General features: G+C 62.1%; 25 protein-coding genes, 3 tRNA genes and 1 pseudogene. 25 read left to right on the forward strand and 4 right to left on the reverse strand.

The genetic code is table 11. The features are described from left to right. Positions 1-380 precede the first annotated feature (380 nt). The 3 genes and pseudogenes from RR51_RS31985 to RR51_RS18010 all read left to right on the forward strand — a co-directional run. A pseudogene (locus tag RR51_RS31985) lies at positions 381-662 on the forward strand (PAS domain-containing protein); the annotation flags it as partial. A gap of 159 nt (positions 663-821) precedes the next feature. Further along, a complete protein-coding gene (locus RR51_RS18005; RefSeq protein ID WP_442961530.1) occupies positions 822-1,946 on the forward strand; it encodes a methyl-accepting chemotaxis protein in 1,125 nt (374 codons plus the stop codon). 13 nt (positions 1,947-1,959) lie between these two features. Beyond that, complete coding sequence (locus RR51_RS18010) at positions 1,960-3,645, forward strand: putative bifunctional diguanylate cyclase/phosphodiesterase (protein ID WP_039614297.1); 1,686 nt, start codon at positions 1,960-1,962, stop codon at positions 3,643-3,645. 3 nt (positions 3,646-3,648) lie between these two features. Here the strand turns inward: RR51_RS18010 and RR51_RS18015 are convergent, their stop codons facing one another. From RR51_RS18015 to RR51_RS18025, 3 genes are all read right to left on the reverse strand, one after another. Next, positions 3,649-4,128, reverse strand: coding sequence for an Lrp/AsnC family transcriptional regulator (locus RR51_RS18015; protein WP_039614298.1), 480 nt, complete (start codon positions 4,126-4,128; stop codon positions 3,649-3,651). Positions 4,129-4,205: 77 nt separating this feature from the next. Further along, positions 4,206-5,270 (reverse strand): ornithine cyclodeaminase, encoded by a 1,065-nt coding sequence (locus RR51_RS18020; protein ID WP_039614299.1) that lies wholly within the window; start codon positions 5,268-5,270, stop codon positions 4,206-4,208. Between the two features lie 448 nt (positions 5,271-5,718). After that, positions 5,719-7,467 (reverse strand): sigma-54-dependent Fis family transcriptional regulator, encoded by a 1,749-nt coding sequence (locus RR51_RS18025; protein ID WP_039614300.1) that lies wholly within the window; start codon positions 7,465-7,467, stop codon positions 5,719-5,721. Between the two features lie 224 nt (positions 7,468-7,691). On the opposite strand from RR51_RS18025, the gene RR51_RS18030 reads away from it, so the two are divergent. The 6 genes from RR51_RS18030 to RR51_RS18055 are packed head-to-tail and all read left to right on the forward strand — an operon-like array spanning position 7,692 to position 13,623. Continuing rightward, positions 7,692-8,786 carry an ABC transporter ATP-binding protein gene (locus RR51_RS18030; protein WP_015269689.1) on the forward strand — a complete coding sequence of 365 codons (1,095 nt, stop codon included), beginning with the start codon at positions 7,692-7,694 and terminating at the stop codon, positions 8,784-8,786. Further along, on the forward strand, positions 8,786-9,895 hold the full coding sequence (locus RR51_RS18035) for an ABC transporter ATP-binding protein (protein ID WP_039614301.1): 1,110 nt from the start codon (positions 8,786-8,788) through the stop codon (positions 9,893-9,895). Before RR51_RS18030 ends, RR51_RS18035 begins: the two co-directional genes overlap by 1 nt. Further along, on the forward strand, positions 9,892-10,755 hold the full coding sequence (locus tag RR51_RS18040; RefSeq protein WP_039614302.1) for a carbohydrate ABC transporter permease: 864 nt from the start codon (positions 9,892-9,894) through the stop codon (positions 10,753-10,755). The genes RR51_RS18035 and RR51_RS18040 overlap by 4 nt, the downstream gene beginning before the upstream one ends. Before the next feature lie 3 nt (positions 10,756-10,758). After that, entirely contained in the window at positions 10,759-11,559 is an 801-nt protein-coding gene (locus RR51_RS18045; protein ID WP_013971876.1) for a carbohydrate ABC transporter permease, read from the forward strand. A 12-nt stretch (positions 11,560-11,571) separates the two neighbouring features. Beyond that, positions 11,572-11,844 (forward strand): DUF2160 domain-containing protein, encoded by a 273-nt coding sequence (locus tag RR51_RS18050; protein WP_013971877.1) that lies wholly within the window; start codon positions 11,572-11,574, stop codon positions 11,842-11,844. A 39-nt stretch (positions 11,845-11,883) separates the two neighbouring features. Beyond that, positions 11,884-13,623, forward strand: coding sequence for an ABC transporter substrate-binding protein (locus RR51_RS18055; protein WP_039614303.1), 1,740 nt, complete (start codon positions 11,884-11,886; stop codon positions 13,621-13,623). A gap of 186 nt (positions 13,624-13,809) precedes the next feature. On the opposite strand, the gene folD is transcribed toward RR51_RS18055, so the two are convergent. Then, entirely contained in the window at positions 13,810-14,664 is an 855-nt protein-coding gene (gene folD, locus RR51_RS18060; protein ID WP_013971879.1) for a bifunctional methylenetetrahydrofolate dehydrogenase/methenyltetrahydrofolate cyclohydrolase FolD, read from the reverse strand. 272 nt (positions 14,665-14,936) lie between these two features. Between folD and RR51_RS18065 the strand changes: the two genes are divergently transcribed. From RR51_RS18065 to RR51_RS18130, 16 genes are all read left to right on the forward strand, one after another. After that, a tRNA-Arg gene (locus tag RR51_RS18065) sits at positions 14,937-15,013 on the forward strand. A gap of 42 nt (positions 15,014-15,055) precedes the next feature. Next, a tRNA-His gene (locus RR51_RS18070) sits at positions 15,056-15,131 on the forward strand. A 52-nt stretch (positions 15,132-15,183) separates the two neighbouring features. After that, positions 15,184-15,268 (forward strand) — tRNA-Leu (locus RR51_RS18075). 565 nt (positions 15,269-15,833) lie between these two features. Further along, positions 15,834-18,380, forward strand: coding sequence for a DNA-directed RNA polymerase (locus RR51_RS18085; protein WP_236693275.1), 2,547 nt, complete (start codon positions 15,834-15,836; stop codon positions 18,378-18,380). A 522-nt stretch (positions 18,381-18,902) separates the two neighbouring features. Then, positions 18,903-19,079, forward strand: coding sequence for a hypothetical protein (locus RR51_RS31060; protein WP_009682639.1), 177 nt, complete (start codon positions 18,903-18,905; stop codon positions 19,077-19,079). 27 nt (positions 19,080-19,106) lie between these two features. After that, complete coding sequence (locus RR51_RS18090) at positions 19,107-19,820, forward strand: single-stranded DNA-binding protein (RefSeq protein WP_028692663.1); 714 nt, start codon at positions 19,107-19,109, stop codon at positions 19,818-19,820. Next, positions 19,786-20,268 (forward strand): endodeoxyribonuclease, encoded by a 483-nt coding sequence (locus RR51_RS18095; RefSeq protein ID WP_232014084.1) that lies wholly within the window; start codon positions 19,786-19,788, stop codon positions 20,266-20,268. Before RR51_RS18090 ends, RR51_RS18095 begins: the two co-directional genes overlap by 35 nt. Before the next feature lie 2 nt (positions 20,269-20,270). Next, entirely contained in the window at positions 20,271-20,720 is a 450-nt protein-coding gene (locus RR51_RS18100) for an N-acetylmuramoyl-L-alanine amidase (protein ID WP_039614305.1), read from the forward strand. 130 nt (positions 20,721-20,850) lie between these two features. Next, complete coding sequence (locus RR51_RS18105; protein WP_236693276.1) at positions 20,851-22,443, forward strand: toprim domain-containing protein; 1,593 nt, start codon at positions 20,851-20,853, stop codon at positions 22,441-22,443. Positions 22,444-22,458: 15 nt separating this feature from the next. Then, positions 22,459-22,686: a hypothetical protein gene (locus tag RR51_RS18110; protein ID WP_039614307.1), complete on the forward strand. Its 228-nt coding sequence runs from the start codon at positions 22,459-22,461 to the stop codon at positions 22,684-22,686. A 3-nt stretch (positions 22,687-22,689) separates the two neighbouring features. Further along, a complete protein-coding gene (locus RR51_RS28550; protein WP_052261076.1) occupies positions 22,690-23,118 on the forward strand; it encodes a hypothetical protein in 429 nt (142 codons plus the stop codon). Between the two features lie 3 nt (positions 23,119-23,121). Next, the gene (locus RR51_RS30575; RefSeq protein WP_148661758.1) at positions 23,122-23,316 is read left to right on the forward strand and encodes a hypothetical protein; all 195 of its coding nucleotides are present in this window, start codon (positions 23,122-23,124) and stop codon (positions 23,314-23,316) included. Between the two features lie 56 nt (positions 23,317-23,372). Further along, entirely contained in the window at positions 23,373-23,540 is a 168-nt protein-coding gene (locus RR51_RS31065) for a hypothetical protein (RefSeq protein ID WP_155952727.1), read from the forward strand. Between the two features lie 63 nt (positions 23,541-23,603). Further along, positions 23,604-24,161 (forward strand): hypothetical protein, encoded by a 558-nt coding sequence (locus RR51_RS18120; RefSeq protein WP_232333238.1) that lies wholly within the window; start codon positions 23,604-23,606, stop codon positions 24,159-24,161. Next, positions 24,151-24,345, forward strand: a complete 195-nt coding sequence (locus RR51_RS18125) for a hypothetical protein (protein WP_039614308.1) — start codon at positions 24,151-24,153, stop codon at positions 24,343-24,345. Before RR51_RS18120 ends, RR51_RS18125 begins: the two co-directional genes overlap by 11 nt. A gap of 140 nt (positions 24,346-24,485) precedes the next feature. Next, the gene (locus RR51_RS18130; protein ID WP_236693277.1) at positions 24,486-26,408 is read left to right on the forward strand and encodes a DNA polymerase; all 1,923 of its coding nucleotides are present in this window, start codon (positions 24,486-24,488) and stop codon (positions 26,406-26,408) included. The last annotated feature ends 7 nt before the right edge of the window (positions 26,409-26,415 follow it).

Below are 26,415 nucleotides of genomic sequence, written 5' to 3' on the forward strand. Positions count from 1 at the left end.
TTGCAAGGATTTTTGGCCTTACCGGTCTGACCAGTTATGGGGCAATCCAGCGTCTCTGGCTCTAATTCGGTGCATCTGGTTGGGTCGAGCCGCAGTACGGCCGTTCACAGGTGAATCGCAGCGGCGAACCGCGTGCGCACATGAATCAGATCAGGCTTTGGCCAGTGCCTCGTGCAACGTTGCAATCAGCTTGCCAAGCGCCATGCCGACTTCGATATTTTCGATAACGCCATGATTCGTAAGGTTTATTTGCATTCCTTGGCTGACCTCGTAGAATCCGCGCCCGACCGGGAAGTCACCAAAGGGTCGATTGCAGGGGATTCATCCTGATAATCGCCTCGCAAGCAGGGTCCCGGCGTTTGAATGAATGGAGTCTCATAGTGCGTCTCAACCTTCCGGTTACCCCGGTCGAGCAACGTTTTCCCCCCGATCAGCGATTGATTTCCGCTACCGACACCACCAGCCTGATCACCTACTGCAACCCCGAATTCGCCGCCATCAGCGGTTACAGCGAGGCGGAGCTGATCGGCAGCCCGCACAACCTGGTACGCCACCCGGACATGCCGCCGGCGGTGTACCAGTTGATGTGGAATTACCTGAAGGCCGGCAAGAGCTGGATGGGCATCGTCAAGAACCGCTGCCGCAACGGCGATTACTATTGGGTCAACGCCTACGTCACGCCTATTCTCGAAGCCGGGCGGGTGGTGGGCTATGAATCGGTACGGGTGTGCCCGACGCGTGAGCAGGTGGCCCGTGCCGAGGCCCTGTATGCACGCATGCGCAACGGTCAGGCTGTTTTGCCCTGGTCACGGCGCGCGACCATGCTGGCGCATGACCTGGCGGTACCGCTCGTGGGCGGGGGGCTGGCTTTGGGGGCCAACAAACTGTGGCCCGGCCTGGTCGCGCAGGGGCTGACCCTGGGGCTGTTCCTGGCCTATGGCCTGTTGGCACGCAATGCCGTTGGGCGGCAGATGGAGCGCGTAGTGCAGGGCGCAGGCGGCACCTTCGCCGACCCGATCGCCGCCTTGACCTACAGCGACCTGCCCGGTGCTGGCGGACAACTGCAATTGATGCTGATCAGCGAGGAGGCGCGGCTGAAAACCGCGCTGACCCGGTTGAGTGACCTGGCGGCCCAGATGGCCGTGGCTGCACATGATGCCGGTGCGTTGTCGCGCAGCACCGAGGCGGCATTGCTGGAGCAGCGTGCGGAAACCGACCTGAGCGCCACTGCCATGAACCAGATGGCCGCTTCCATCGGTGAGGTTGCCAACCATGTGCAACTGACTGCTGCCGAAGCCCACACTGCGCACCTGCTGGCCGAGCAGGGCAGCCTGGTGGCCGACGCCAGCGGAACTGCAATCCGCACCTTGGCCGGTACCGTGGCCCAGATCAACCAGGCGGTCAGCCACCTGGCTGGTCAGACCGGTGCTATCGCCGAAGCCACCGGGATGATCCGCGGCATCGCCGAGCAGACCAACCTGCTGGCGCTAAATGCCGCCATCGAGGCGGCCCGTGCCGGCGAGCAAGGCCGTGGCTTTGCCGTGGTCGCCGATGAAGTGCGGGCACTGGCCGACAAGACCCGGCAGTCGACGCTGCACATCCAGGCTATCATCGATGCTCTGCGCAGTGGCGCAGAAGAGGCCGTGGCGATTGCCAGCCAGGGCATCGACGGTGCCGAGCAGGGCGTTGCCCAGGTGCAGGAAGCGCGGCAGGCGTTGCATGGCATTCGTGATGCGGTGCAGCGCATCAGTGACATGAGCCAGCAGATGGCTACGGCTTCGCAGCAGCAGTCAGCCGTCGCCGAAGACGTCTCGAGGCAGATCAATGGTGTGGCCGGCATAGCCCAGCACAGCGCACACAGCGCCAACGCCGCAGCCTCTCGCGGCGCCGAACTGGAAGAGGTGTGCGCCGGACTGCGTGCCCTTGTGGAGCGCTTCAACCGTTAAGGCAGGATGCTTTATGGATGACAACTATCGTGCAGCCGTTGACGCGGCTGCGATCTTTTCCGAAACCGACCTGCGTGGAACCATCACTTACGTCAACCAGCAGTTCTGCAGCATCTCGGGCTACAGCCGCGAGGAGCTGCTGGGCGCCAACCACCGCATCCTCAATTCCGGCCTACACGAGCCGGAGTTCTTCGTCGGCATGTGGCGGGCGCTGGCCGCCGGCCGGGTGTGGAAGGGCGAGATCTGCAACCGCGCCAGGGACGGCTCGCTGTACTGGGTCGACAGCACCATGGTGCCACTGGTCGACCCGCTCACCGGAGAGGTGCGCAAGTACGTGTCGATCCGTTTCGACGTCACCGAGAAGCGCCAGCTGCTGCATACCTTGCAATGGCGTGTGGGCCATGACGTGCTCACCGGCCTGCCCAACCGCGCTTACCTGTCCGACCTGCTGAACCAGGCCCTGGCCTACTCGCGCCGTGAAGACATTTCGCTGGCTGTGTGCATGCTCGACCTGGATGGCTTCAAGGCAGTCAACGACGGCTACGGACATGCCATGGGCGACCTGCTGTTGGTCGAGGTGGCGCAGCGCCTGAAGCACATCCTGCGCGATGGCGACGCAGTGGCCCGGTTGTCGGGGGACGAATTCGTGCTGATCCTGCGCAACGTCGAAGACCGCCAGTTGCATGCTGCGCTGCGCCGGGTGCTGCGGGCACTGGCGGCGCCCTATGTGGTACGCGAGCAGCGCCTGTCGCTCAGCGCCAGTATCGGCGTGACCCTGTACCCGCAGGACGACGAAGACGCCGACACCTTGGTGCGCCATGCCGACCAGGCCATGTATGTGGCCAAGCAGCGTGGGCGCAACCGCTATCACCTGTTCGATGTGTCACAGGAACAGGAACTCAAGGCTACCCACCAGACCGTGGCGCGGGTGCGCCGGGCCCTGCACAACGGCGAGCTGTGCCTGTATTACCAGCCCAAGGTCAACCTGCGCAGCGGCCAGGTGCTGGGCTTCGAGGGCTTGCTGCGCTGGCAGCGGCCAGGCCGCGGGCTGGTGCCGCCTGGTGATTTCCTGCCGGCGGTGGAGCAGACCGACCTGATCGTGGAAATCGGCGAATGGGTGCTCGACCAGGCGCTGAACCAGTTGCAGGCATGGCAACGTCAGGGGCAGCCCTGGTCACTGAGCGTGAACATCGCCGCGCGGCATTTGCAGCGTGGTGACTTTGTCGAGCGCCTGCAGCAGTTGCTGGCGGCGCACCCGAAGGTGGACCCGGCGCGGCTGGACCTGGAAATCGTCGAGTCGGTGGCCATCGATAACCTGCAGCATGTCAGCTACTGTCTCCATGCCTGCCGCGCACTGGGTGTGCGCTTCTCCCTGGACGACTTTGGCACTGGCTATTCATCGCTGAGCTACCTGAAGCGCTTGCCGACACAGACGATCAAGATCGATCAGTCATTCGTGCGCGACATCCTGCATGACCAGGACGACCTGGCGCTGACCGAAGCGGTGATCGGACTGGCCCGGGCGTTTGGCCGCGAGGTGATTGCCGAAGGGCTGGAGAGCGTCGAGCACGGTCGCGTGCTGATGGGCCTGGGCTGCGAACTGGCACAGGGTTACTGCATCGCCCGGCCGATGCCGGCCAGTGCGGTGCAAGCCTGGGCGCAGGCCTACCGGCAGCCGGTGCAATGGCGTGACCCTTGATCATCAGCGGGCCATTGGCTTGACCTCGGCCAGCACCGGGTGCGCCACCAGCTTGTCGATGTGCAGGGCGTCGTCGTTCATCCAGCTTTCGCTGAGCAGCCGGTAGTGTTCCATGTCGCGGCAGCGCAGGCGCAGGCTGTAGTCGAAGTGGCCGCTGATCAGCTGGCACTCGTGCACTTCCGGGCAGTTGCGCAGGTTGGCTTCGAAGGCCTTCTGCGCGGCCCGCCCGCTTTGGTTGGACAGGGCGACCAGCACCAGCAGCGACACCCCGGGCGCGACCTTCTGCAGGTCGATGATCGCCCCGTAGCCGCGGATCACGCCACGGCGCTCCAGCTTGCGTACACGCTCCAGGCAGGGGCGCGGGGTGAGGTGGACGAGGCTGGAGAGTTTTTCGAAAGTGATGCGGCCGTCATGGCGCAGGATGTCGATGATCGCTTCGTCGATGCGGTCGAGGGGGTGGGCGTTGGCGTCCTTGGTGTCCATGCGCTTGGGCTTCTTTCAGAAGAGGGCATGGGACAGGTTAGGCGGTAAAGGGGGACGCTGCGCGGCCCCAGCATCTATCAGGCGCAGACAGAACCAGCCTTGGGCACCGCCCGCAACTCCACCACCTGCGGCTGCAACAGCCCATACAAATCCTTCGGATCTTCCAACACCGGCACCAGCCCGATGTCCGTGCCGATACCCAGTGCCTGCGCTGTGTCCAGCACATAGCGCAATGCCGAGTAATCCTCCAGGGCAAACCCTACCGAGTCGAACAGCGTCACCTGTTCGGTGCGCTCACGCCCCTTGGCTTCCCCGGCGACCACACGCCAGAACTCGGTCACTGGCGAGTCTGCAGGCATCTGCTGGATCTCGCCTTCCACCCGGCTTTGCGGTTCGTACTCGACGATCACCCGGGCCCGCTCCATAATCGCCCGATGCAGCTCGGTCTTGCCCGGGCAGTCACCACCCACGGCATTCAGGTGCATGCCCGGCTCGATCATCTCCGGGGTGAGAATGGTGGCGCAAGCCTTGTCGGCGGTTACCGTGGTGACGATATCGGCCCCGCGCACCGCTTCGGCCACGGAGCTGGCGATGCTCAGCTTGAGGCCGGGGCGGTTGGCCAGGTTGGCGACCAGCTTGGCCGAGGCAGCCGGGTCGATGTCATACAGGCGGATTTCATCGATGCCCAGCAGGGCATTGAAGGCGATGGCCTGGAACTCGCTCTGCGAGCCATTGCCGATCAATGCCATGCTGCGGCTGTCTTCGCGCGCCAGGTAGCGGGCGGCCAGGGCCGAGGTGGCGGCGGTGCGAATGGCGGTGGTCAGGGTCATTTCGCTGAGCAGCAACGGTGCACCGGTATCGACGCTGGCCAGGGCGCCAAAGGCCATCACCGTGAGCAGGCCATGGCGAGTGTTCTTCGGATGGCCGTTGACGTACTTGAAGGCGTAGCGGCTGGCGTCCGAGATTGGCATCAGCTCGATCACGCCGTCCGCTGAATGGTTGGCCACCCGGGCGCATTTTTCGAAGGCGGGCCAGCGCAGGTAGTCCTGGCGGATGTACTCGGCCATTTCCAGCAGGCACGTGGGCAGGCCTTTGCGGTTGACCAGGCGGGCCAGGTCTTGCACATCGATATAACGGGTCATGAGGGGTCTCCCTGCGGTCGACGCTTCCAGAGTGGGCTCTGGTTTCATTGTGCGGCGGGTAGGGAGGCAAAGCTGGCTGTAATGGGCTGTGGCGGCAGCGGCTTTGGCTGATTTCGCTGCGCTGGCAGCCGAATCGGTTGTGGCTGGGCCGGCCCTATCGCCGGCAAGCCGGCTCCCACAGGGATATCACAGGCCTTGAGAGCGGCGCTGCAGGAGATAGCCCAGCCCTTTGGGCCGCGCTGTCGCACAGATAACTGAATTCGCAAGCGATCCTCGTACCCTGTGGGAGCGGCTTTAGCCGCGAAGCATCCAACGCGGTGCATGGCACCGGCTGCGCCGGTGTTCGCGGCTAAAGCCGCTCCCACAGGGTCCCTGCTAATTCAATAAGTTATGTGCAGTTCTATGAGAGCTGGCTTGCCGGCGATGAGGCCAGTACAGGCCAGGGCAATCATCGCTCACGCAGCCGCTTGTACAGCGTGGTGCGGCTGATCCCGAGCCCGCGCGCCACCGCTGAGAGGTTGCCATTGGCTTGTTCCACCAGCTCGCGCAGGTCCGCCTCTTCGGGCGCGATCGGCACAGGCACCTGCGCCTCGGCGAGAAAACCCGCAGGCAGGTGTTCCAGGCCAACCGGATCATTACCCGCCAAGGCCAGCGCCACCTGCAGCACACTCACCAGTTCACGCATGTTCCCTGGCCAGGGGTGCCGGTCAAGCAGCTCGATAATGGCCGCAGGCAGCCGCGCAGGCTGCCCGGGGTCACGGTAGCGCGCATGCACCTGCTCGATCAGCTGCCGGCGGTCATTGCGCTCGCGCAGCGGCGGCAACACCACCGCCAGCCCGGCGATGCGGTAATACAAGTCCTGGCGAAAGCGCCCGGCGCGCACTTCTTCGGCCAGGTCGCGGTTGCTCGCCGACACCACGCGAATATCCACCGCCACCGGTTCGCCGCTGCCCAATGGCTGGATGCTGCGCGTCTGCAGCACGCGCAGCAGGCGGGCCTGGGTGGGCAATGGCATGTCTCCGATTTCGTCGAGGAACAGGATGCCGTGGTGGGCCTTGCGAATTAGCCCCGGGTTGCCCTTCTGATGGGCGCCGGTGAACGCGCCCTTGTCGTAGCCGAACAGTTCCGACTCCACCAGCTCGGCCGGGATCGCCGCGCAGTTGACGGCTATGAGCGGCTGGCTGGCGCGGCTGCTGGCCCGGTGCAGGGTATCGACGAATACCTCCTTGCCTACGCCGGTTTCGCCCTGCACCAGGACCGGGATGTCCTTTTCCAGCAGCAGGCCGGCCTGCGCCAGGGCTTTCTCCAGGCGTGGCTCGGCGCTGATGGCGGCAGGGCGGGCGGGGGCCCCGCGCGGCGGCTGCCACTGGCAATGGAAGCGGTTGCGCCCGGTGGCTTGCAGAGCAAAGGGCTGTTGCCGGGGATGGCTGAGCAGTTGTTGCAGGGGCAACTGGAACAGTTGCTCGATGTTCTGCTGCAGCGGGTTGCCCCCGAGCAGGGTGTCGGCCCGGTGATTGGCGGCCAGCACCTGCCCCTGCTCATCGAACACCAGCAGGCCGGCCCAGGGGCTGTCGAGGTTGTCGGAGGCGCTGTTGAAGATCAATTGCGCATGCTGGTCGGCATGCTCGGCGAGGATCAGGCGGTTCTCCAGGCTCTGGCCCATCATGCGTACCAGGCCCAAGGTCTGGCTGGCGGGCAGGTAGCCGTCGCTGGCCACATCGAGCACCCCGACCAGTTGCCGTTCGGCGTCGAACAGCGGCGCGGCGGCGCTGGACATATAGCGGTTCTGGCGCAGGAAGTGCTCGTCCTGGCCCACGTGGATCGCCTCGGCGCAGACCAGCGCGGTGCCCAGCGCATTGGTGCCGACACCGCGCTCGTGCCAGTGGGCCCCGGCGCTGAAACCATGCTGCTGGCGCGGCTCGATGAACCGCCGCGAGCCCCAGCTGTCGAGCAGGCAGCCGCTGGCATCGGCCAGCATCACCAGGTAGCTGGCATTGCCCAGCAGGTGGGCATATTGCGGCAGCACCGCTTCGCGGGTCAGGCGCAGCAGGGCCTGGCGCTGCTCCAGCAGGGCGCTCAGCTCGGCGCGGGTCAGGCAGTCGAAGTCCGGGGCGTGCTGGGGTTGCAGGCCGTGGTCGCGGCAGCGGGCCCAGGAGGCCTGGATCAGTTGGGCATGGGGCGAAGCGGATGCGGCCATGGGCCTGTCCTGTGTGATTGTTGTCATGGGGCCGACCGCTGTTCAGTGTCGTGCACGGTTGTTCAATGTCAAACCGGCAAGTGTTCAGTTGTTCAGTGCTTGTGTTCAGTTGTGAACCTGCGATTGACCGGTGTTGCCGGCCAGGCCCCGGGCCAGACGGTTGCGGCGCATCTGGCACGAAACTGGCTGTGCCCGGCAGACAAAAACCACAAGAAGGCCACGCCATGTCCCTGGTGCTGGAACAGGTCAGCCGCAGCGTCGACAACCAGGCCTGGATCGTCGATGCCTCACTGCGTTTCGAACCCGGCTCGTTCAACGTGCTGCTGGGCCGCACCCTGGCCGGCAAGACCAGCCTGATGCGCCTGATGGCCGGGCTCGATCGCCCGGACCGGGGGCGGGTGCTGATGGATGGCCAGGACGTGACTGGCGTGCCGGTGCGCCAACGCAATGTGTCGATGGTGTATCAGCAGTTCATCAATTACCCGACCCTCAGCGTGTACGAGAACATTGCGTCACCGCTGCGCCAGGCACGCATGGACGAGCCCCAGATTCGCCGACGGGTGCAGGAAACCGCCGAGATGCTGCGCATCGAAGCCTACCTGCAGCGCCTGCCGCTGGAGCTGTCCGGTGGCCAGCAGCAACGCACGGCAATGGCCCGGGCGCTGGTCAAGGATGCTTCGCTGATCCTGTTCGACGAGCCACTGGTCAACCTCGACTACAAGCTGCGCGAGGGCTTGCGTCAGGAGCTGCGCGAGCTGTTCGCGGCACGCCACTGCATTGCCGTGTATGCCACCACCGAGCCCAACGAGGCGCTGGCTCTGGGCGGCACCACCACCTTGGTTCATGAGGGCCGTATCGTCCAGAGCGGGCCTACCGCCGAGGTCTACCAGCGCCCGGGCAGCGTGCTGGCTGCCGAGCTGTTTTCCGAGCCGCCGATCAACCTGGTGCCTGGCCGTATCAGCGGCAACGACGTGAGCCTGGCCCAGGCCGTGCACTTTGCCCGCAATGCCGACTTGCAGCCGCTTGCCGAGGGTGACTACCGCTTTGGCGTGCGGCCCAGCCACATCAGCCTGGTGCCGGCGCACGACGACGACCTGGAATTGTCGGTGCTGGTGGAACTCGCCGAGATCAGTGGTTCAGAGACCTTCCTGCATGTACGCAACGAACACTGGCGCATGATCCTGCACCTGCCAGGGGTACACGAATACCAGGTGGACACGCCGATCCGCGTGTTCATCCCCACCCATAAGCTGTTCGTGTTCGACAGTACCGGGGCGCTGGTGCAGGCCCCGGGGCTGCGCCAGGCAAGGAGAGGTTGATGGCCGAGATCCGCCTGCGCCAACTGGCGCACAGCTACAGCCGCCAGCCCGCCAGCGAGGCGGACTATGCCCTGCACGCGCTGGAGCATGTGTGGGAGCAGGGCGGTGCCTACGCCTTGCTCGGGCCGTCGGGCTGCGGCAAGTCGACCTTGCTCAACATCATCTCCGGGCTGCTGACTCCTTCCCACGGTGAGGTGCTGTTCGACGGCAAGCCGGTTAACCAGCTGTCACCGCGGGCGCGCAACATTGCCCAGGTGTTCCAGTTCCCGGTGGTTTACGACACCATGACGGTGTTCGACAACCTGGCGTTTCCCTTGCGCAACCAAGGGTTGGACGAAGCCCGGGTGCAGGCCCGGGTGGAAGAGATTGCCGAGGTGCTCGACCTGTCGGCCGTGCTGCGCAAGAAGGCGCGCAACCTCAGTGCCGACGAAAAGCAGAAGGTCTCCATGGGACGGGGCCTGGTGCGCGATGACGTGTCGGCGATCCTGTTCGACGAGCCGCTGACGGTGATCGACCCGCACCTGAAGTGGAAGCTGCGGCGCAAGCTCAAGCAGATCCACGAGCAGTTCAACATCACCATGATCTACGTCACCCATGACCAGCTGGAGGCCTCAACGTTCGCCGACAAGATCGCGGTGATGCACGGCGGGCGCATCGTCCAGTTCGGTACCCCACGCGAACTGTTCGAGCGGCCGCGGCATACCTTCGTCGGTTACTTCATCGGCAGCCCGGGGATGAACCTGATCGAGGTGCACGCCGAAGCGGACGGGGTGGCGTTCGGCGATATTCACCTGGTGCTGCCCGGGCAAATGCGGGAGCACCTGCGAGAGCGCCTGGCGGCCACAGGCGGTGGTCGCCTGCAGCTGGGCATCCGCCCGGAATTCGTGCAGTTGTGGGACAGCCCGTTCGATGATGCCTACCCGGCACGGGTGCTGGACGTCGAGGACCTGGGCACCTACCGCATCGTCACCCTCGAGCTGGGAGGTGTCGCGCTCAAGGCACGCCTGGGCGAGGACCGCCCGTTGCCGGTGGCCCAGGCCTGGGTCAGCCTGCCGGCGCAGTGGCTGATGCTGTACCTCGACGATGTGCTGCTGGAGGCCGGGCCATGAACAAGGTGCCGAACAACAAGGCCTGGTGGCTGGTGCTGCCGGTGTTCCTGCTGGTGGCATTCAGTGCGGTGGTGCCGATGATGACGGTGGTCAACTACTCGGTGCAGGACATCTTCGACCAGTCCAACCGCTACTTCGTCGGCGCCGACTGGTACCGTCAGGTGCTGCGCGACCCGGCGCTGCACGATGCGCTGCTGCGTCAGTTCATCTATTCCGCCTGCGTGCTACTGATCGAAATCCCGCTGGGTATCGCCATTGCCCTGACCATGCCGACCAAGGGGCGCATGGCGTCGGTGTGCCTGATCGTCATGGCCATCCCGCTGCTGATCCCATGGAATGTGGTCGGCACCATCTGGCAGATTTTCGGCCGCGCCGACATCGGCCTGCTCGGCGCCACACTGGCCAGGCTCGGGGTCAGCTACAACTACGCCGGCGACCCGTTCGACGCCTGGCTGACCGTGCTGGTGATGGACGTGTGGCACTGGACATCGCTGGTGGCGTTGCTCTGTTACTCGGGGCTGCGCGCCATCCCCGACGTGTACTACCAGGCCGCTCGCATCGACCGCGCCTCGGGCTGGGCGGTGTTTCGCCATATCCAGTTGCCCAAGCTGAAGAACGTGCTGCTGATCGCGGTGATGCTGCGCTTCATGGACAGCTTCATGATCTACACCGAGCCCTTCGTGCTGACCGGTGGCGGGCCCGGCAATGCCACCACCTTCCTCAGCCAGACTCTCACGCGCATGGCCGTGGGGCAGTTCGACCTGGGCCCGGCGGCGGCGTTCTCGCTGGTGTACTTCCTGATCATCCTGCTGGTTTCCTGGCTGTTCTACACAGCCATGACCCATGCCGACAAGGACTAGGCCATGAGCACGCGCAAATCGCTGGCCCTGCTGCTGTACTTCTTCTTCCTGCTGGTGCCGATCTACTGGCTGCTGAACATGTCGTTCAAGAGCAACACCGAGATCCTCGGCGGCCTGACCCTGTGGCCACAGGCGTTCACCCTCGACAACTACCGGGTGATCTTCACCGATGCCAGCTGGTACAGCGGCTACATCAATTCGCTGTACTACGTGTGCCTGAACACGCTGATTTCGCTGCTGGTGGCGCTGCCAGCGGCATATGCCTTCTCGCGTTACCGCTTCCTCGGTGACCGGCACCTGTTCTTCTGGCTGCTGACCAACCGCATGGCGCCACCGGCGGTGTTCCTGCTGCCGTTCTTCCAGCTGTATTCGTCGATCGGCCTGTTCGATACCCATATCGCCGTGGCCCTGGCCCACTGCCTGTTCAACGTGCCGCTGGCAGTGTGGATCCTCGAGGGGTTCATGTCTGGTGTGCCGAAGGAGATCGACGAAACGGCCTATATCGACGGCTACAGCTTCCCACGCTTCTTCGTGAAGATCTTCATTCCGCTGATTGGCTCCGGCATCGGCGTGACGGCGTTTTTCTGTTTCATGTTCTCCTGGGTCGAGTTGCTGCTGGCGCGCACCCTCACCTCGGTGAATGCCAAGCCGATCGCCGCGGTGATGACCCGTACCGTGTCTGCCTCGGGCATAGATTGGGGGGTACTGGCGGCGGCGGGGGTACTGACCATCTTGCCGGGCATGCTGGTGATCTGGTTCGTGCGCAACCATGTGGCCAAGGGCTTCGCCCTGGGCCGAGTGTGAGGAGGGCAAGGCATGGAGTGGATGGCCTGGACCTTGCCGACGGCGCTGTTCTTCGCCGCCGTTGGCGTGCTGCTGCTGGGCATGACCCTGCTCGAACTGCGCCGCCCCTGCGTGGAGCGACGCGGCTTCCTGCCGCTGGTCACCAGCCGTGGCGACCGCTTGTTCATCGGCCTGCTGGCCAGCGCCTACCTGCATTTGCTGGTGGTTGGCGTCAGCGAGTGGCCATTGTGGGTGGCCTCGCTGCTGTCGCTGGCGTGGCTGGTGGTGGTGCTGCGCTGGGGCTGAGCGAGCGGCCCTGTGGGATAACTGAAACGGGAGATCACAATGTTCGACAACAAGTACAACAGGCGACATTTGACCCTGGCCGCGTTGCTGGTACTGGTCGGCGTGCAGGGCACAGCCTGGGCCGACCAGTACGAGGATGCGGCAAGGAAGTGGCTCGGCAGTGAGTTCAAGCCTTCGACCCTTACCCCTGAACAGCAGTTGGCCGAGTTGAAGTGGTTCATCAAGGCTGCCGAACCGTTCCGTGGCATGAAGATCAACGTGGTGTCGGAAACCATCACCACCCATGAATACGAGTCCAAGGTGCTGGCCAAGGCCTTCAGCGAGATCACCGGTATACAGCTGACCCACGACCTGCTGCAGGAAGGCGACGTGGTGGAAAAGCTGCAGACACAGATGCAGTCGGACAAGAACATCTATGACGGCTGGGTCAACGACTCCGACCTGATCGGTACGCACTTTCGCTACGGCAAGGTGGAATCGATCACCGACCTGATGGCCAACGAAGGCAAGGACTACACTTCGCCGACCCTGGACCTGAAGGACTTCATCGGCATTTCCTTCACCACCGCGCCGGATGGCAAGGTCTACCAACTGCCGGACCAGCAGTTCGCCAACCTCTACTGGTTCCGTGCCGACTGGTTCGAGCGGCCCGAACTGAAGGCCAGGTTCAAGGAAAAATACGGCTACGAACTTGGTGTGCCGGTGAACTGGTCAGCCTACGAGGACATTGCCAGGTTCTTTACCGAAGACGTCAAGGAAATCGACGGTAAACGCGTCTATGGCCATATGGACTACGGCAAGAAAGACCCGTCACTGGGCTGGCGCTTCACCGATGCCTGGTTCTCCATGGCGGGTGGCGGCGACAAAGGTTTGCCCAATGGTCTGCCGGTGGACGAATGGGGCATTCGCGTGGAGGACTGCCACCCGGTGGGGTCCAGCGTGACCCGTGGCGGCGACACCAACGGCCCGGCCGCCGTGTATGCCACGCAGAAATACGTGGACTGGATGCGTGCCTATGCGCCCAAGGAAGCCCAGGGCATGACCTTCTCCGAAGCCGGCCCGGTGCCGGCCCAGGGCAACATCGCCCAGCAGATCTTCTGGTACACCGCGTTTACCGCCGACATGACCAAACCCGGTCTGCCGGTGGTGAATGCCGACGGCACGCCGAAGTGGCGCATGGCGCCTTCGCCGAAGGGGCCGTACTGGGAGGAGGGGATGAAGCTGGGCTACCAGGACACCGGTTCGTGGACCTTCTTCAAGTCCACTCCCGAGAAGCAACGCCTGGCTGCGTGGCTGTACGCCCAGTTCGTCACCTCCAAGACCGTGTCGCTGAAAAAGACCATCGTCGGCCTCACGCCGATTCGCGAATCGGACATCAACTCCCAAGCCATGACCGAGCTGGCGCCCAAGCTGGGCGGGCTGGTGGAGTTCTACCGCAGCCCGGCGCGGGTACAGTGGACACCGACCGGCACCAACGTGCCGGACTACCCGCGGTTGGCGCAGCTGTGGTGGAGTCACATCGCCGAAGTGGCCAGTGGCGAGAAGACCCCGCAGGAAGCGCTGGACGGCCTGGCCCGCGACCAGGACCGGATGATGGAGCGCTTGCAGCGGTCCAACGCCCAAGCCACCTGTGCACCGAAGCTGAACCCGGAGAGGGACGCCCAATACTGGTTCGACCAGCCTGGGGCGCCGAAACCGAAACTGGCCAACGAAAAGCCCAAGGGCGAGACGGTCAGCTACAACGAACTGCTGAAGTCGTGGGAGGCGGCCAGGAAGTGACCGGCTGAGTAACGCGCCGGCTTCTTCGCGGGTAAACCCGCTCCCACAGAGATATCGCCATCTTCTGGGACGGCGCGCAACCTGCGGGAGCGGGTTTACCCGCGAAGAGGCCGGTGAAGCCAATGCATTGATCACGGGCAAAAAAAACGGCACCTGCCAGAGGTGCCGTTTTAATATCACGCGGTATTACTTGTGCAGCTCTTCAGCCGCATACAGCGTGTTCTCCAGCAGGCATGCGCGGGTCATCGGCCCGACGCCGCCCGGCACCGGCGTGATCCAGCCGGCGCGCGGCAGGGCGGTCTCGTAGACCACGTCGCCGACCAGCTTGCCGTCTTCCTGGCGGTTGATGCCCACGTCGATAACGATGGCACCTTCCTTGATCCATTCACCCTTGACCAGGCCAGGCTTGCCGGCGGCCACTACCACCAGGTCGGCGCGGCCGACATGGCCGGCGAGGTCCTTGGTGAAGCGGTGGCAGACGGTCACGGTGCAGCCGGCCAGCAGCAGCTCCATGGCCATCGGGCGACCAACGATGTTGGACGCGCCGACGATGACCGCGTTCATGCCGTACAGGTCCTGGCCGGTGCTTTCCAGCAGGGTCATGATGCCCTTCGGTGTGCACGGGCGCAGCAGCGGGATGCGCTGGGCCAGACGACCGATGTTGTACGGGTGGAAGCCATCCACGTCCTTGTCCGGGCGGATGCGCTCGAGCAGCAGCGAGGCGTCCAGGTGCGCCGGCAGCGGCAACTGCAGCAGGATACCGTCGACGGCCGGATCGTCATTGAGGCGGTCGATCAGCTCGGTCAGGGCCTGCTGCGTGGTTTCGCTGGGCAGGTCGAACGCCTGCGAAATGAAGCCGACCTCTTCGCAGTCCTTGCGCTTGTGCGAGACATAGACTTGGGAGGCGGGGTCGGTGCCGACCAGGATCACCGCCAGGCCCGGCGTACGCAGGCCTTGCTGGCGACGCTCCACGACACGTTGAGCGATCTGCTGGCGCAGGCTGGCGGCGATCGCCTTGCCATCGATTAGGTGTGCAGTCATAGACGCGTGATTAACCATCGAGAAGGAAACAATTAAAGAGGGCGCATTCTCGCACGACATGGGCCAAGGGCAAAGGCGGGTGGTCGGGCAAATCCCCTAAGCCCTTAAATAATTTAAATTTTTTTGAGAAAGGTGTTGACGACTTTCAGGCTCGCCTATAAGATTCGCCGCACTTGTCGGGCACAGCCTAGCACTGGTTGGCGAAGTCGGGCAGAATGAGTGGTTTAGCAGTTAGCTGTTAAAGGTCTCGTTCGGTTAGGCTTCAAGCTTAAGCGCCCGTAGCTCAGCTGGATAGAGCATCCGCCTTCTAAGCGGATGGTCGCAGGTTCGAGTCCTGCCGGGTGCGCCATTTAGGCAGCTTTGGCAAGCAAGTAGGCTGTAATGCAATATGGTGGGCGTAGCTCAGTTGGTAGAGCGCTGGATTGTGATTCCAGTTGTCGTGGGTTCGATTCCCATCGTCCACCCCATATTCTTCAAAGGCGCCTCGATAGCATCTGGCGCCTTTGTTTTAAGCGTTACGCGGACGTGGTGAAATTGGTAGACACACTGGATTTAGGTTCCAGCGGCGCAAGCTGTAAGAGTTCGAGTCTCTTCGTCCGCACCACGAATTAGAAAAAATCTCCCCGAATTCCTGAAAGCCACACGGCTCAAGGGTTCGGGGATTTTTTTCGCCTATCACTTGCACGAATGATACCTTTCCACATATAATCGCCTTCTCAGCAAAGAGAGCAAAAGGGACACTTTTGGGACACAAAGGCCCTTTTTGACCTCTTCTGAGCCCCTCATCCACTGAATCCCTAACTGACCGTTCGTCGGGCTTTACCGGCTGACACTGGCCCCTTTTGACCGGGGAAAATCCAGTGCGGGAGAGTGCTGCCCGCGTGAAGTCACGGGTCCACATTATGGCTGCCAGTTTTTGCCTGGAGGGGGTAGCTACGCCTAATGGTTCTCTCAGATGAGACTGACTCATTGACGAGACATTCCCGCTTAGGGAGGGCCATCCAGGGCCGCGCCAGGGCGCTGTGGGAGACCACATCCAGAGTCGCGGACCCACAATTGGATTCCTTAGCGATGCCCTCTGAGATGACCCTTAGAGACATCCTTAAAGACATCCTTAGAAATGATTACTTAATGATGATTACTAAGAGATTCCCTTTATGACTACCTCTATGACTCCTCTAGTTGGCCGCCTGGATGGTGAAGACCTCATCGCCACCCAAGTCCGTCTGGAAGAGGAGATGACCCAGCGCGGTGTGAGCCGTTTCCAGCGCAACGTAGAGGCCGCCCGCAGGATGGGCGCTGAGGATGGCACCGAGTACGGCTCCATCATCGTCTCCGGCCGCATGAAGGCGCTCGCTGAGGCCATCAAGGCGTGGATGGATGAGTCTGAGGCCGGTGTGTCGTCCCGCTGGGGCAGCGCATACAAGCTCCTCCGTGGCTACGATGCGGATGTCCTGGCCTACCTGACCCTTAAGCACACCCTGGCTGGCATCTCGCAGCCCCGCACGCTCCAGCATGTGTCCGTCTCCATCGCTCAGTCCGTGGAAGACGAAATGCGCCTGTCCGGCATCCGCGACAAGGAGCGCAAGAAGTACGACCAACTGGTAGAGCGGGCCAACAAACGGTCCAGCCAGCGCCACAAGCACATCTACGCCACCCGTGTGGCCTCTGCGCTGGACACCTGGAGCAACTGGAGCAACAACGACCGCATCCACGTAGGGACCAAGCTCCTGGAGCTGCTGATGAATTCCGTGGGGCTGATCCACATTGCCACCAACGGCGAAGGCACGGAGAAGGCACTGAAGTACGTGAAGCCGCTGGAGTCCACTCTGGAGTGGATCGCCCGCAAGAACAACGTCACGGCCATGCTGCGCCCCGTGTATGAGCCGATGGTTGTCCCGCCACGCAACTGGACCTCACCGACCGATGGGGGTTACCTGTCGTCCAGCCTCAAGCCGCTGCGCATGGTGAAGACCCGCAACCGGGCGTACCTGGAAGAGCTGGGCAACGTCGATATGCCGATGGTCTACACCGCGCTCAACGCCATCCAGGCCACCGCGTGGCAGATCAACACGCCAATCCTGAACATCATGACCACGCTGTGGGAGCAGGGCGCCACCTGGTGCGGCCTCCCACCCCGTGAAGGCATCCCCCAGCCAGTCAAACCGTTCGACATCGACACCAACGAGGTGGCCCGCGCTGCCTGGCGTAAAGCCGCGTTCAAGGCCCATTCGGACAACCTGGAGATTCAGGGCACCCGCATCAACGTCTCCATGTCCCTGGACATCGCGAACCGCTACTCCCCGTTCCGCAAGATTTACTTCCCGTACCAACTGGACTTCCGTGGCCGCATCTACGCGGTGCCGCACCTGAACCCCCAAGGCGCGGATCACACGAAGGGCTTGCTCCGATTCGCCTACGGCAAGCCACTGGGCGAGCATGGGGCCAAGTGGCTGGCAATCCACGGGGCGAACGTGGCCGGGTACGACAAGGCCAGCCTGGAGGACCGCGTGAAGTGGGTCCACGATCACCAAGCGGAAATCCTGGCGATTGCTGCTGACCCGTTCCAGGCACGCGGCTGGGCTGACCACGTAGACGCACAGGCCATCGACAAACCATGGCAGTTCCTGGCGTTCTGCCTGGAGTGGAAGGGCTACTGCGAGCACGGCGACCGCTTTGTGTCGAAGCTCCCGATTGCTATGGACGGCTCATGCTCCGGCATCCAGCACTTCTCCGCGATGCTCCGGGATGAGGTCGGTGGCGCAGCCGTGAACCTGGTCCCCAGCGACCTCCCCGCAGACGTGTACGGCCTGGTAGCCAAAAAGGTCATCGAGCGGGCCATCTACGATGCCAAGCACGGCACCGAAGACGTCCTGAAACATGACGCTGACGGCAAGGCATACGTCCAGGAGGGTACAAAGAACCTGGCCCAGCAATGGACCCGCTTTGGCATCAACCGCAAGGTGACGAAGCGCTCCGTGATGACCCTGGCCTACGGCTCCAAGGAGTACGGCTTCAAGGACCAGGTTATGGAGGACATCCTGGACCCGGCACGCAAGAAGGCCACCGATGCCGAAGGCAACGTGGACGCCCGCCACTTCCCGTTCACCGGGGATGGCTTCCGGGCCGCTGGCTGGATGGCGAAGGCCATTTGGGAAGCCGTGAACCAGGTTCTGGTGAAAGCTGGTGAGGCCATGAAGTGGCTCCAGGACGCTGCAACCCTGGCCGCAAAAGAAGAGCTGCCGGTGTGCTGGACCACTGCCGTGGGCTTCCCCGTGATGCAGGCGTACAACTCCGTGGTAGCTCGCCGCGTCAAAACGGCCATCAACGGGGCCCGTGTGCGCCTCCTGATGAACGAAGAGCAAGACGCCCTGGACAAGCGCAAGCAGTCGCAGGGGATCAGCCCCAACTTCGTCCATAGCTGCGATGCGGCCCACCTCATGCTCACCGTTGTGCGTGGCGTGGAGTCCGGCTTGAAGAGCTTCGCGATGATCCATGACAGCTTCGGCACCACCGCAGGGGAGACCGAGCTTTTCTTCATGACTGTCCGCAAGGCGTTCATTGAAATGTACGAAGAGACCGCCGTACTGGAGCGCTTCCGGGATGAGCTGGCCGCACAACTGAGCGACAAGGCGCGGGCCAAGCTCGCAGAACTCCCGAAACGTGGCAGCCTGAGCCTGGCAGCCGTAGCAGAGTCGCGCTTTTGTTTTGCCTGATCGTTCTCATTAGTGGAAACAAACCATAAAGGCAACGTTTCCATGGGTGAACGATTATGAATGGCCCCCGGTGATTCCCGTGGGGCCACATTCGGATAACCGAGCCGCTTCCCTCCGCCAGAGCCTCCACCGTGCCAGTGCGACCCCCCGCTCATTTCTGAGCTGGGCCCGAGGGACCACATTCGGATAACCAAGCCGCAACATCCCAGTCTCCGCCCGAGCCTCCACCGTGCCAGTGCGCCATCCGCTCATTTATGAGCCGATCCTGAGACCACCCCCAATTCCCTCATTCATCCGCAGCAGCAGCCATAGGGCCTCCACCGTGCCAGTGCCGCAACGCCTCGGATGAACCAGCAACACCTTCGCAACACCTCTACGGACCACCCGCAATTCCCCCAGACCTTTGCCATAGAGCCTCCACCGTGCCGGTGCAGAGGGACGGGAAACGTGCGCCTGGGCCCCGTAGGCAACCCCAACGGACAACCCAGGCCACAACCCCGTGGCCGTATTGAGAGAACCGCAATGAATCGCTTCGGCACCGCAGACAACCAACGCAACGAACCCGAGAACTACGACTCCGCCCTAGGCCGCGCTATCGCGCTTTGGGGCATGGGTCGCTCCATCTCTATGGCCCTCGCCGCTGAGTTGATTGAACAAGGCTTTGACCTTCCGTCCCTGGAAGCGCGCCACAGCCGCTAACACGCACACATAAAACGAGTCCCCAAAATGTCCTATCAGAAACGCCCAAAGAACGTAACCATGACCTCGCCGCGTGGCATTTTCCGCTACCCGGCACTGACTAAACCCGACTTCGGCACCGATGAGTACCCGAAGCCGGACGGTGAGTACAAAGTCACCCTGATCCTGACCCAAGAAGAGGCCGCGCCTCTCCTGGCGAAGCTGGAACCGCTGCACGAAGCCGCCATCGAGAATGGCCGTGAAGAGTTCAAGAAGCTCAAGATCGAAGCCCGCAAGAAGCTGAAAGACGTGACCGTGCAGCCGCTCTTCACCGAGGAGTACGACAAGGAGACCGAGGAGCCGACTGGCCGCCTGTTCTTCAACATCAAAATGGCCGCCTCGGGCAAGTCGAAGAAAGACGGCTCCGTCTGGACCCGCAAGCCAGCCCTGTTCGATGCCAAGGGCAAGCCAATGCTGAAAGTCCCGGACATCTGGGGCGGCACTGAAGGCAAGGTGAGCTTTGAAGTGGCCCCTTACTTCATCCCAGGCACCGCCCTGGCCGGTATCAAGCTGCGCCTGAACGCAGTCCAGGTCATCGAGCTGCGCAGTGGCGGCAACAAGTCCGCTGGCGAATACGGCTTCGGTGAAGAGGAAGGCGGTTTCGACGCTGAATCGGTAGCCGAACAAGAACAAGAAGAAAAAGACGAGTTCGAAGAAGAGGAAGAAGGTGGCGAAAGCAACACTTACGAAGAAGACTTCTAAGACGCCTCTGGATGCCGAAAAAGTGGGACTCAAATATGGGTTCCGCTCCGGGCTTGAAGAACGTGCCGCTGACCAACTAACGGCTGTCGGCATGGGCTTCACTTTCGAAAGTCTGGTAGTTCCCTATACCCGACCTGCGAAAGTTCACAAGTACACACCGGACTTCGCACTGGCGAACGGCATCATTGTCGAAACTAAGGGCCGCTTTTTGACCGAGGACCGCCAAAAGCAACTCCTGGTCAAAGCGCAACACCCTGAACTTGACGTGCGCTTTGTCTTCTCCAACTCAAAAACAAAAATAAATAAACGCAGTACCACCACCTACGCGGATTGGTGCAGCAAGAACGGCTTCCAGTATGCCGACAAGTTGGTTCCCCATGCCTGGCTTAACGAGCCGGTCAATGAAGCCTCCCTGTCGATCATCAAGGGCCTCAGCAAAGAAAAATAATAATGACCTACAACGCTGGAACGAAACCCCGCGCTGAGACGGACTACCTGGTAGTTCACTGTAGCGCCACGCGACCATCCCAGGACATCGGGGCCGCTGACATCAACCGCTGGCATCGCGCCAAAGGTTGGCGGTGCATCGGCTATCACTTTGTCATCCGCCGCAATGGCGTGGTGGAGGAGGGCCGCGAGCTGGATCAAATCGGCGCTCACGTAGAGGGCCACAACATCAACTCCGTAGGCATCTGCATGGCCGGTGGAGTCACCGAGGCGGACATCAACGTCCCCGAAAACAACTTCACGCCCGAGCAATTTGCAAGTCTCAAGCACCTGCTGGGCGAGCTGAAAGAGAAATACCCCAACGCGACAATCCAAGGCCACCGGGACTTCCCGAAAGTAGCCAAGGCTTGCCCGAGCTTCGACGTTAAACCGTGGGTAGCGGCCAACTTATAAGAGTCGTGGGCCCTCAGTTGGATATGGCAGCCGCCACGTCTATCACTCAACTCTGATAAAGGGCTGGCCTTCGGGCTGGCCCTCTTTATTGCCCATGAAAAATCGAAAGCATGAAACAGAGAGTGAGTTCGTGCGCCACCTGCCCTGTGAAAACTGTGGTTCAAGTGATGCCAACTCTATCTACACCGACAACCACCAATATTGCTTCGCCTGTGAGCACTACGTTCACGGCGATGGCGAAACCCCAACTACTGGAGGGCGAACAAAACGAATGGAAGGTTTAATCTCCGGCGAATTCAAGCCGCTGATGAAGCGCAAACTTACCCTGGAGACTTGCCGCAAGTTCGGATACTTCGTAAGTGAGGTGCGTGGCAGGCTAGTTCAAGTTGCCCCGTACTTCGACAACAGTGGTGTGATGGTCGCCCAAAAACTGCGCGATCAGGATAAAGGCTTCGCCATCCTGGGCGATGGTGCAAAGTTGACCCTCTTCGGCCAGAACCTTTGGGCGAGTGGGGGCAAGAAGATTGTTGTCACCGAAGGCGAGCTGGACGCTATGTCTGTCTCCCAGGTGCAAAACAACAAGTGGCCCGTGGTGTCGCTCCCGAACGGGGCTCCGGCAGCACGCAAGGCCATACAGCGAAACATCGAATATCTGGAGAGCTTCGAAGAAGTCATCCTCATGTTCGATATGGACGAACCGGGCCGCGAAGCAGCGCAGGAATGCGCAGAGCTATTCAGCCCAGGCAAGTGCAAGATCGCCACGCTATCCATGAAGGACGCCAACGAACTTCTGGTAGCGGGCCGTGAGCAGGAAATCGTCACCGCCATCTGGAACGCCAAGCTGTACCGGCCTGATGGCGTAGTGAACGTCCGAGACCTCCGCGAAGAGATTCGCAAGGCCCTGGTCATGGGCTTGCCGTGGTTCCTTGATCCACTCACCCAACTCACCTATGGACGCCGCTACGGCGAAGTCTACGGGCTGGGCGCTGGTACTGGTGTGGGCAAGACCGACTTCCTCACGCAGCAAATCGCCTACGACATCCAAGTCCTGGGCGAGCGTGTAGGCACCATTTTCCTGGAGCAGAAACCGACCGAGACCGCCAAGCGCGTGGCCGGGAAGATCGCCGGGAAACGCTTCCACGTTCCCAAGGAAACCGCAGGCTGGACCGATGAGGAGCTGGATGCGGCTGTAGATGCGCTGGGCGAAAACCTGGTCATGTACGACGCATTTGGTGAAACCGAGTGGGACATTGTGAAGCGCAAGGTGCGCTACATGGCTGTCTCCGAGGGCATCAAGCTTATCTACATCGACCACCTCACTGCGATGGCTGACACCGCAGATGAGAAGGGCTCGCTTGAGCAGATCATGAAAGAGATGGCGGGCGTGGCGAACGAGCTGGGAATCATCATCACGTTCATCTCTCACCTGACCACCCCCGAGGGCAAACCCCATGAGGAAGGCGGGCGGGTAACGATTCGCCACTTCAAAGGCTCCCGAGCCATCGGCTTCTGGAGCTACTTCATGTTCGGCCTTGAGCGTGACCAACAGGCCGAAGACCCCGTGGTTCGCCAAACCACCACCTTCCGCATCCTCAAGGACCGCTACACCGGCCAAGCGACCGGGGAAGTGCTGTACCTGGCATACGACCGCGACACCGGATTGCTCTCGCTCACCGAAGCGCCCGAGCCGTCCTCACCCTTTAAAGATGAATCCGAATTCTGACTGGAGATACCCCCCATGTTGAAACGACTGCTGGCAAAACTGTTCCCGCAGACCACCGCGTCCGCTGTATCCGACCTGGAGCGCACCCTGGACAAGCTGAGCCAGGCCGAAGCATCCCATAGCGAAGCTGCACGCCAGGCCCGGCAAACCGCCTGCAATCTGCACGACCACGCCGATATGCAGTACGCCCTGGCTGACCGGGCTTCGATGATCCATTCCCGTATCTCCAAACTCCTGGACTGAACCATGCGCAAGCTGATCTTCGCGGCCCTGGCCGTCCTTTCCCTGGCCGCCTGTGAGCGCCACTCCTGCTACAGCCCAGCCGTTGTGCAGGCCCCAGTAGTCGAAGCTCCGGCCCCTGTGGTTGCCGCTCCAGTTGTCCAGGCTGCCCCGATCGTGCAAGCGGCCCCAGTGGTCGCAGCCCCTGTCGTGGTCCAGGACAACTCCAACGCCATGCTCACCGGCATGATGATGGGTCACATTCTGGGCAGTGCTTCGGCATCGGCCCCGGCTGTCCATAACACCACCATCGTGAACAACACCACGACCAACACCCGAGCGACCACCGTGGCTCCGCGTCCGGCCTATGTGGCTCCACGCCCTGCCTACGTTGCACCGCGAGCCAGCTACAGCTATCGCACCAGCAGCTTCTCCAGCTTCCGCTCCCGCAGGTAAGCCATGACGACTCCAGCCCAACGGCCTCCGCGCCTGAAAGAACTGTCCTTGCGCATTGAGCGTGTGGACAACGGAGTCATCGTCCGGTCCCGAGACAACATCCTGGGCCTGGCAAACGAAGGTGACTGCAACGTGTTCACCAATCGCTACGAACTGAGCAACTACCTCAACGCTTTGCTGGACGACTTCCGGCTGTAGCAGATGCACCACCACACGGGCCCCAAGCGGGCCTTTTTTGTGCCTGAGAGAAAACCATGCCTCTGATTCTGACCTACCTGTTTGTCGTTTTCTGCCTGTGCTTCGGCTGGGTTTACAACGTTGTCTGGACCTTCCACCAGTGTGGTGACGCCTTGCTCCTGGGCATTGTCGGCATCGCCTTCCCACCGATTGGGGCCATCCACGGCCTCATTGCGTTCTTTTAAGGGGAGGGCTGATGAGTGATGCCAACTACTACCTCTTCTTGCTCTTCATCGTCGTGTTCGTCCTTGCCTGAATGGAAGCTTCCGGGCCACCTCCAGCCGCTCTTCGATGACGCGCTGGAATTGGTGCGGTGGGAGTTTCCTGGCTCGCACCCGGTCATCGGTGGCGGTGCCATCCGGGACGCGCTCCTGGGCCGACCGATCAAAGACATCGACGTGTTCATGCGCAGCATTGACCACAACGAGCTGGACTCCGAACTCACCGTGAAGGTGAAGCAGCCCGCGTTCCTCGCCCTTTATGGCCGCAAGGATATGCACGGTGCCTGGGACTTCCTCCAGGACGTACAGGGCTTGCCCGTCCAGTTGATCCTGGCTGACTTCATGACCCCGCAAGAGCTGGCCGATTCGTTCGACCTGAACCTGTCCCGCGCCACGTATGACGGCTACTCCCTGCACGTTTCCGCGGCCTTCGAAGAGGGCGTGCGGGACAAGGCATTCCGAATCCTCCGCTGCGAAAGCGACCTGGAAGAACGCCGCTCATTCAAGCGCGTATCTCGCCTGCAAGAGAAGTACCCCGAGTACATCCACGACGAAACCACCCTGGAGCAAATCCGTGTCCACTGAATCCGACCTGCGCCCGTTCTGGCTCAACCGCTACCCGCTCACCCGAGTCATGATCGCGCTGCCCCTGGTTCCAATCATGATCCTGGGCGAAGCCCTCAACGGCCTGTACCACGGCTTTTGTGATGCCCTGGCCGATACCGGCACGCTCTTCCGAGAGCTGTGGCATACGCCGACCCCCTGCTGACTGGGGGACCAATGCAAGAACCCCTTCTGTTCGACCTCGAAACGAATGGGTTCCTGGAGGCAGTCTCCGTCATCCATTGCCTTGTCATCGAAGACACGGCAACTGGGGACGTTAAGAAATTCCCGCCTGGCCTCATCGCCATGGGAGTCAAATGGCTCCAGGAGCAACATTCCCAAGGCCGCTTCATCGGCGGCCACAACGTCATCAAGTACGACATTCCCGTCATCCAGAAGCTGTACCCCGGCTTCATCGTGAACCCTGCGCTGGTCATCGACACCCTTGTTTGCACTCGACTCATCTGGTCGAACATCAAGGACACCGACACCGGCCTCCTCAAGAAAGCAGTCCTCCCCGGCAAGCTCTTCGGCTCCCACTCCTTGGAAGCCTGGGGCTACCGCCTGCGCCTGATGAAAGGCGAGTACGCAACCGAGTTCAAGGCGCGCATGGGCGATGCCTACGTGGACGGCATGGAGTGGCTGGAGTTCTCGCAAGAGATGCTCGACTACTGCGTCCAGGACGTTGTGGTCACTTCCGCACTGTGGAAGCGAATCCTTGGCAAGAACTACTCGGCACGGGCCCTGGCCCTGGAACATCGAGTGGCCTGGCTCATGGCCGCCCAGGAGCGCAACGGGTTCCACTTCAACCGCGAGAAGGCAGCCCTCCTGTACGCCAAATTGGCGCAGCGCAGGGGCGACCTGGAGCGCGAGCTGAAAGAGTTCTTCAAGTTCTGGCACGCACCGGCAGGCGAAGTGCTCACCAAGAAAACCCGGCGAGTCTTTATCGAAGACCCACGGGGCAACACTGAGCGCCGTGTGAAGCTCAAGGGCCAGCCCGCGTTCAACCAAGTGGGCTGGTTTGAGAAGTACACCGAGGGCGTCCGGTACACCAAAGTCAAGATTGTGGAGTTCAACCCGTCCTCACGGGACCACATCGCTGACCGGCTGACGGCCCTGTACGGCTGGGTTCCCGAGAAGTTTACCAAGGGTGGCAAGCCCCAGGTGGACGACGAAGTGATGTCCAAGCTGAGCTACCCACCGTGCAAGCTCCTGACGGAATACCTCCTGGTCGCCAAGCGCATCTCGCAACTGGCCGAAGGGAAGCAGGCGTGGATGCTTGTGGAGAAGCAGGGCCGCATCCACGGCTCCGTGAACCCCAACGGTGCGGCCACCGGGCGAGCGACTCACGCTTACCCGAACGTGGCCCAGGTGCCTGCGTCCGGCTCGCCCTACGGGATCGACTGCCGGGAACTGTTCACCGTGCCCCACGGCTGGCTCCTGGTCGGTGCCGATGCCTCGGGCCTGGAACTGCGCTGCCTGGCTCACTTCATGGCTCGCTACGATGGCGGCAAGTACGTGGACATCCTCCTCAACGGGGACATCCACTGGGCCAACGTCCAGGCCATGGGCATCACCAGCGAGAAGCGAGACGACCACAACACGCTGCACAAGCTGTACCGCGATGGTGCGAAGACCTTCATCTACGCCTTCCTCTATGGGGCCGGTGATGAAAAGGTCGGGACCATTGTGTACGGCATGGTCGCCAAGGCAAAGGCGCTGGGCCTCGACTACCAGCACCTCCTGGACGTGTTCTTCAACGGGCAAGACAACCCCGACGAAGAGTCGCTCAAGGCCGCTGGCAAGAAGCTGAAAGCAACCTTCCTGCGCAAAACCCCAGCCCTGAAAAAGCTGGTCAAGGCAGTGAAAGAGGCAGCCAAGCGTGGCCACCTGGTCGGCCTGGATGGTCGCCACGTTCACGTCAAGTCCGCCCACGCGGCACTCAACTACCTCCTGCAAGGGGCCGGTGCGCTGGCCTGTAAGCAATGGCTTGTGTTCCTGGATGACGAACTCCAGGCACGCGGGCTGAAACACGGCTGGGATGGCGACTACGCCTTCTGCGCCTGGGTCCACGACGAAGTACAGATTGCCTGCCGTAACGAAGCCATCGCGGCCATCGTGCGGGAAGCGGCTGAGGCTTGCGTGGCGAAAGCAGGCGAAGCCTTCAACTTCCGGTGCCCCCTGGCCGGTGAATCAAAAATGGGCCTGAACTGGGCCGAAACACACTAACGAGTAA

It is taken from the genome of Pseudomonas sp. C5pp (assembly GCF_000814065.1).
Lineage (GTDB): Bacteria > Pseudomonadota > Gammaproteobacteria > Pseudomonadales > Pseudomonadaceae > Aquipseudomonas > Aquipseudomonas asiatica.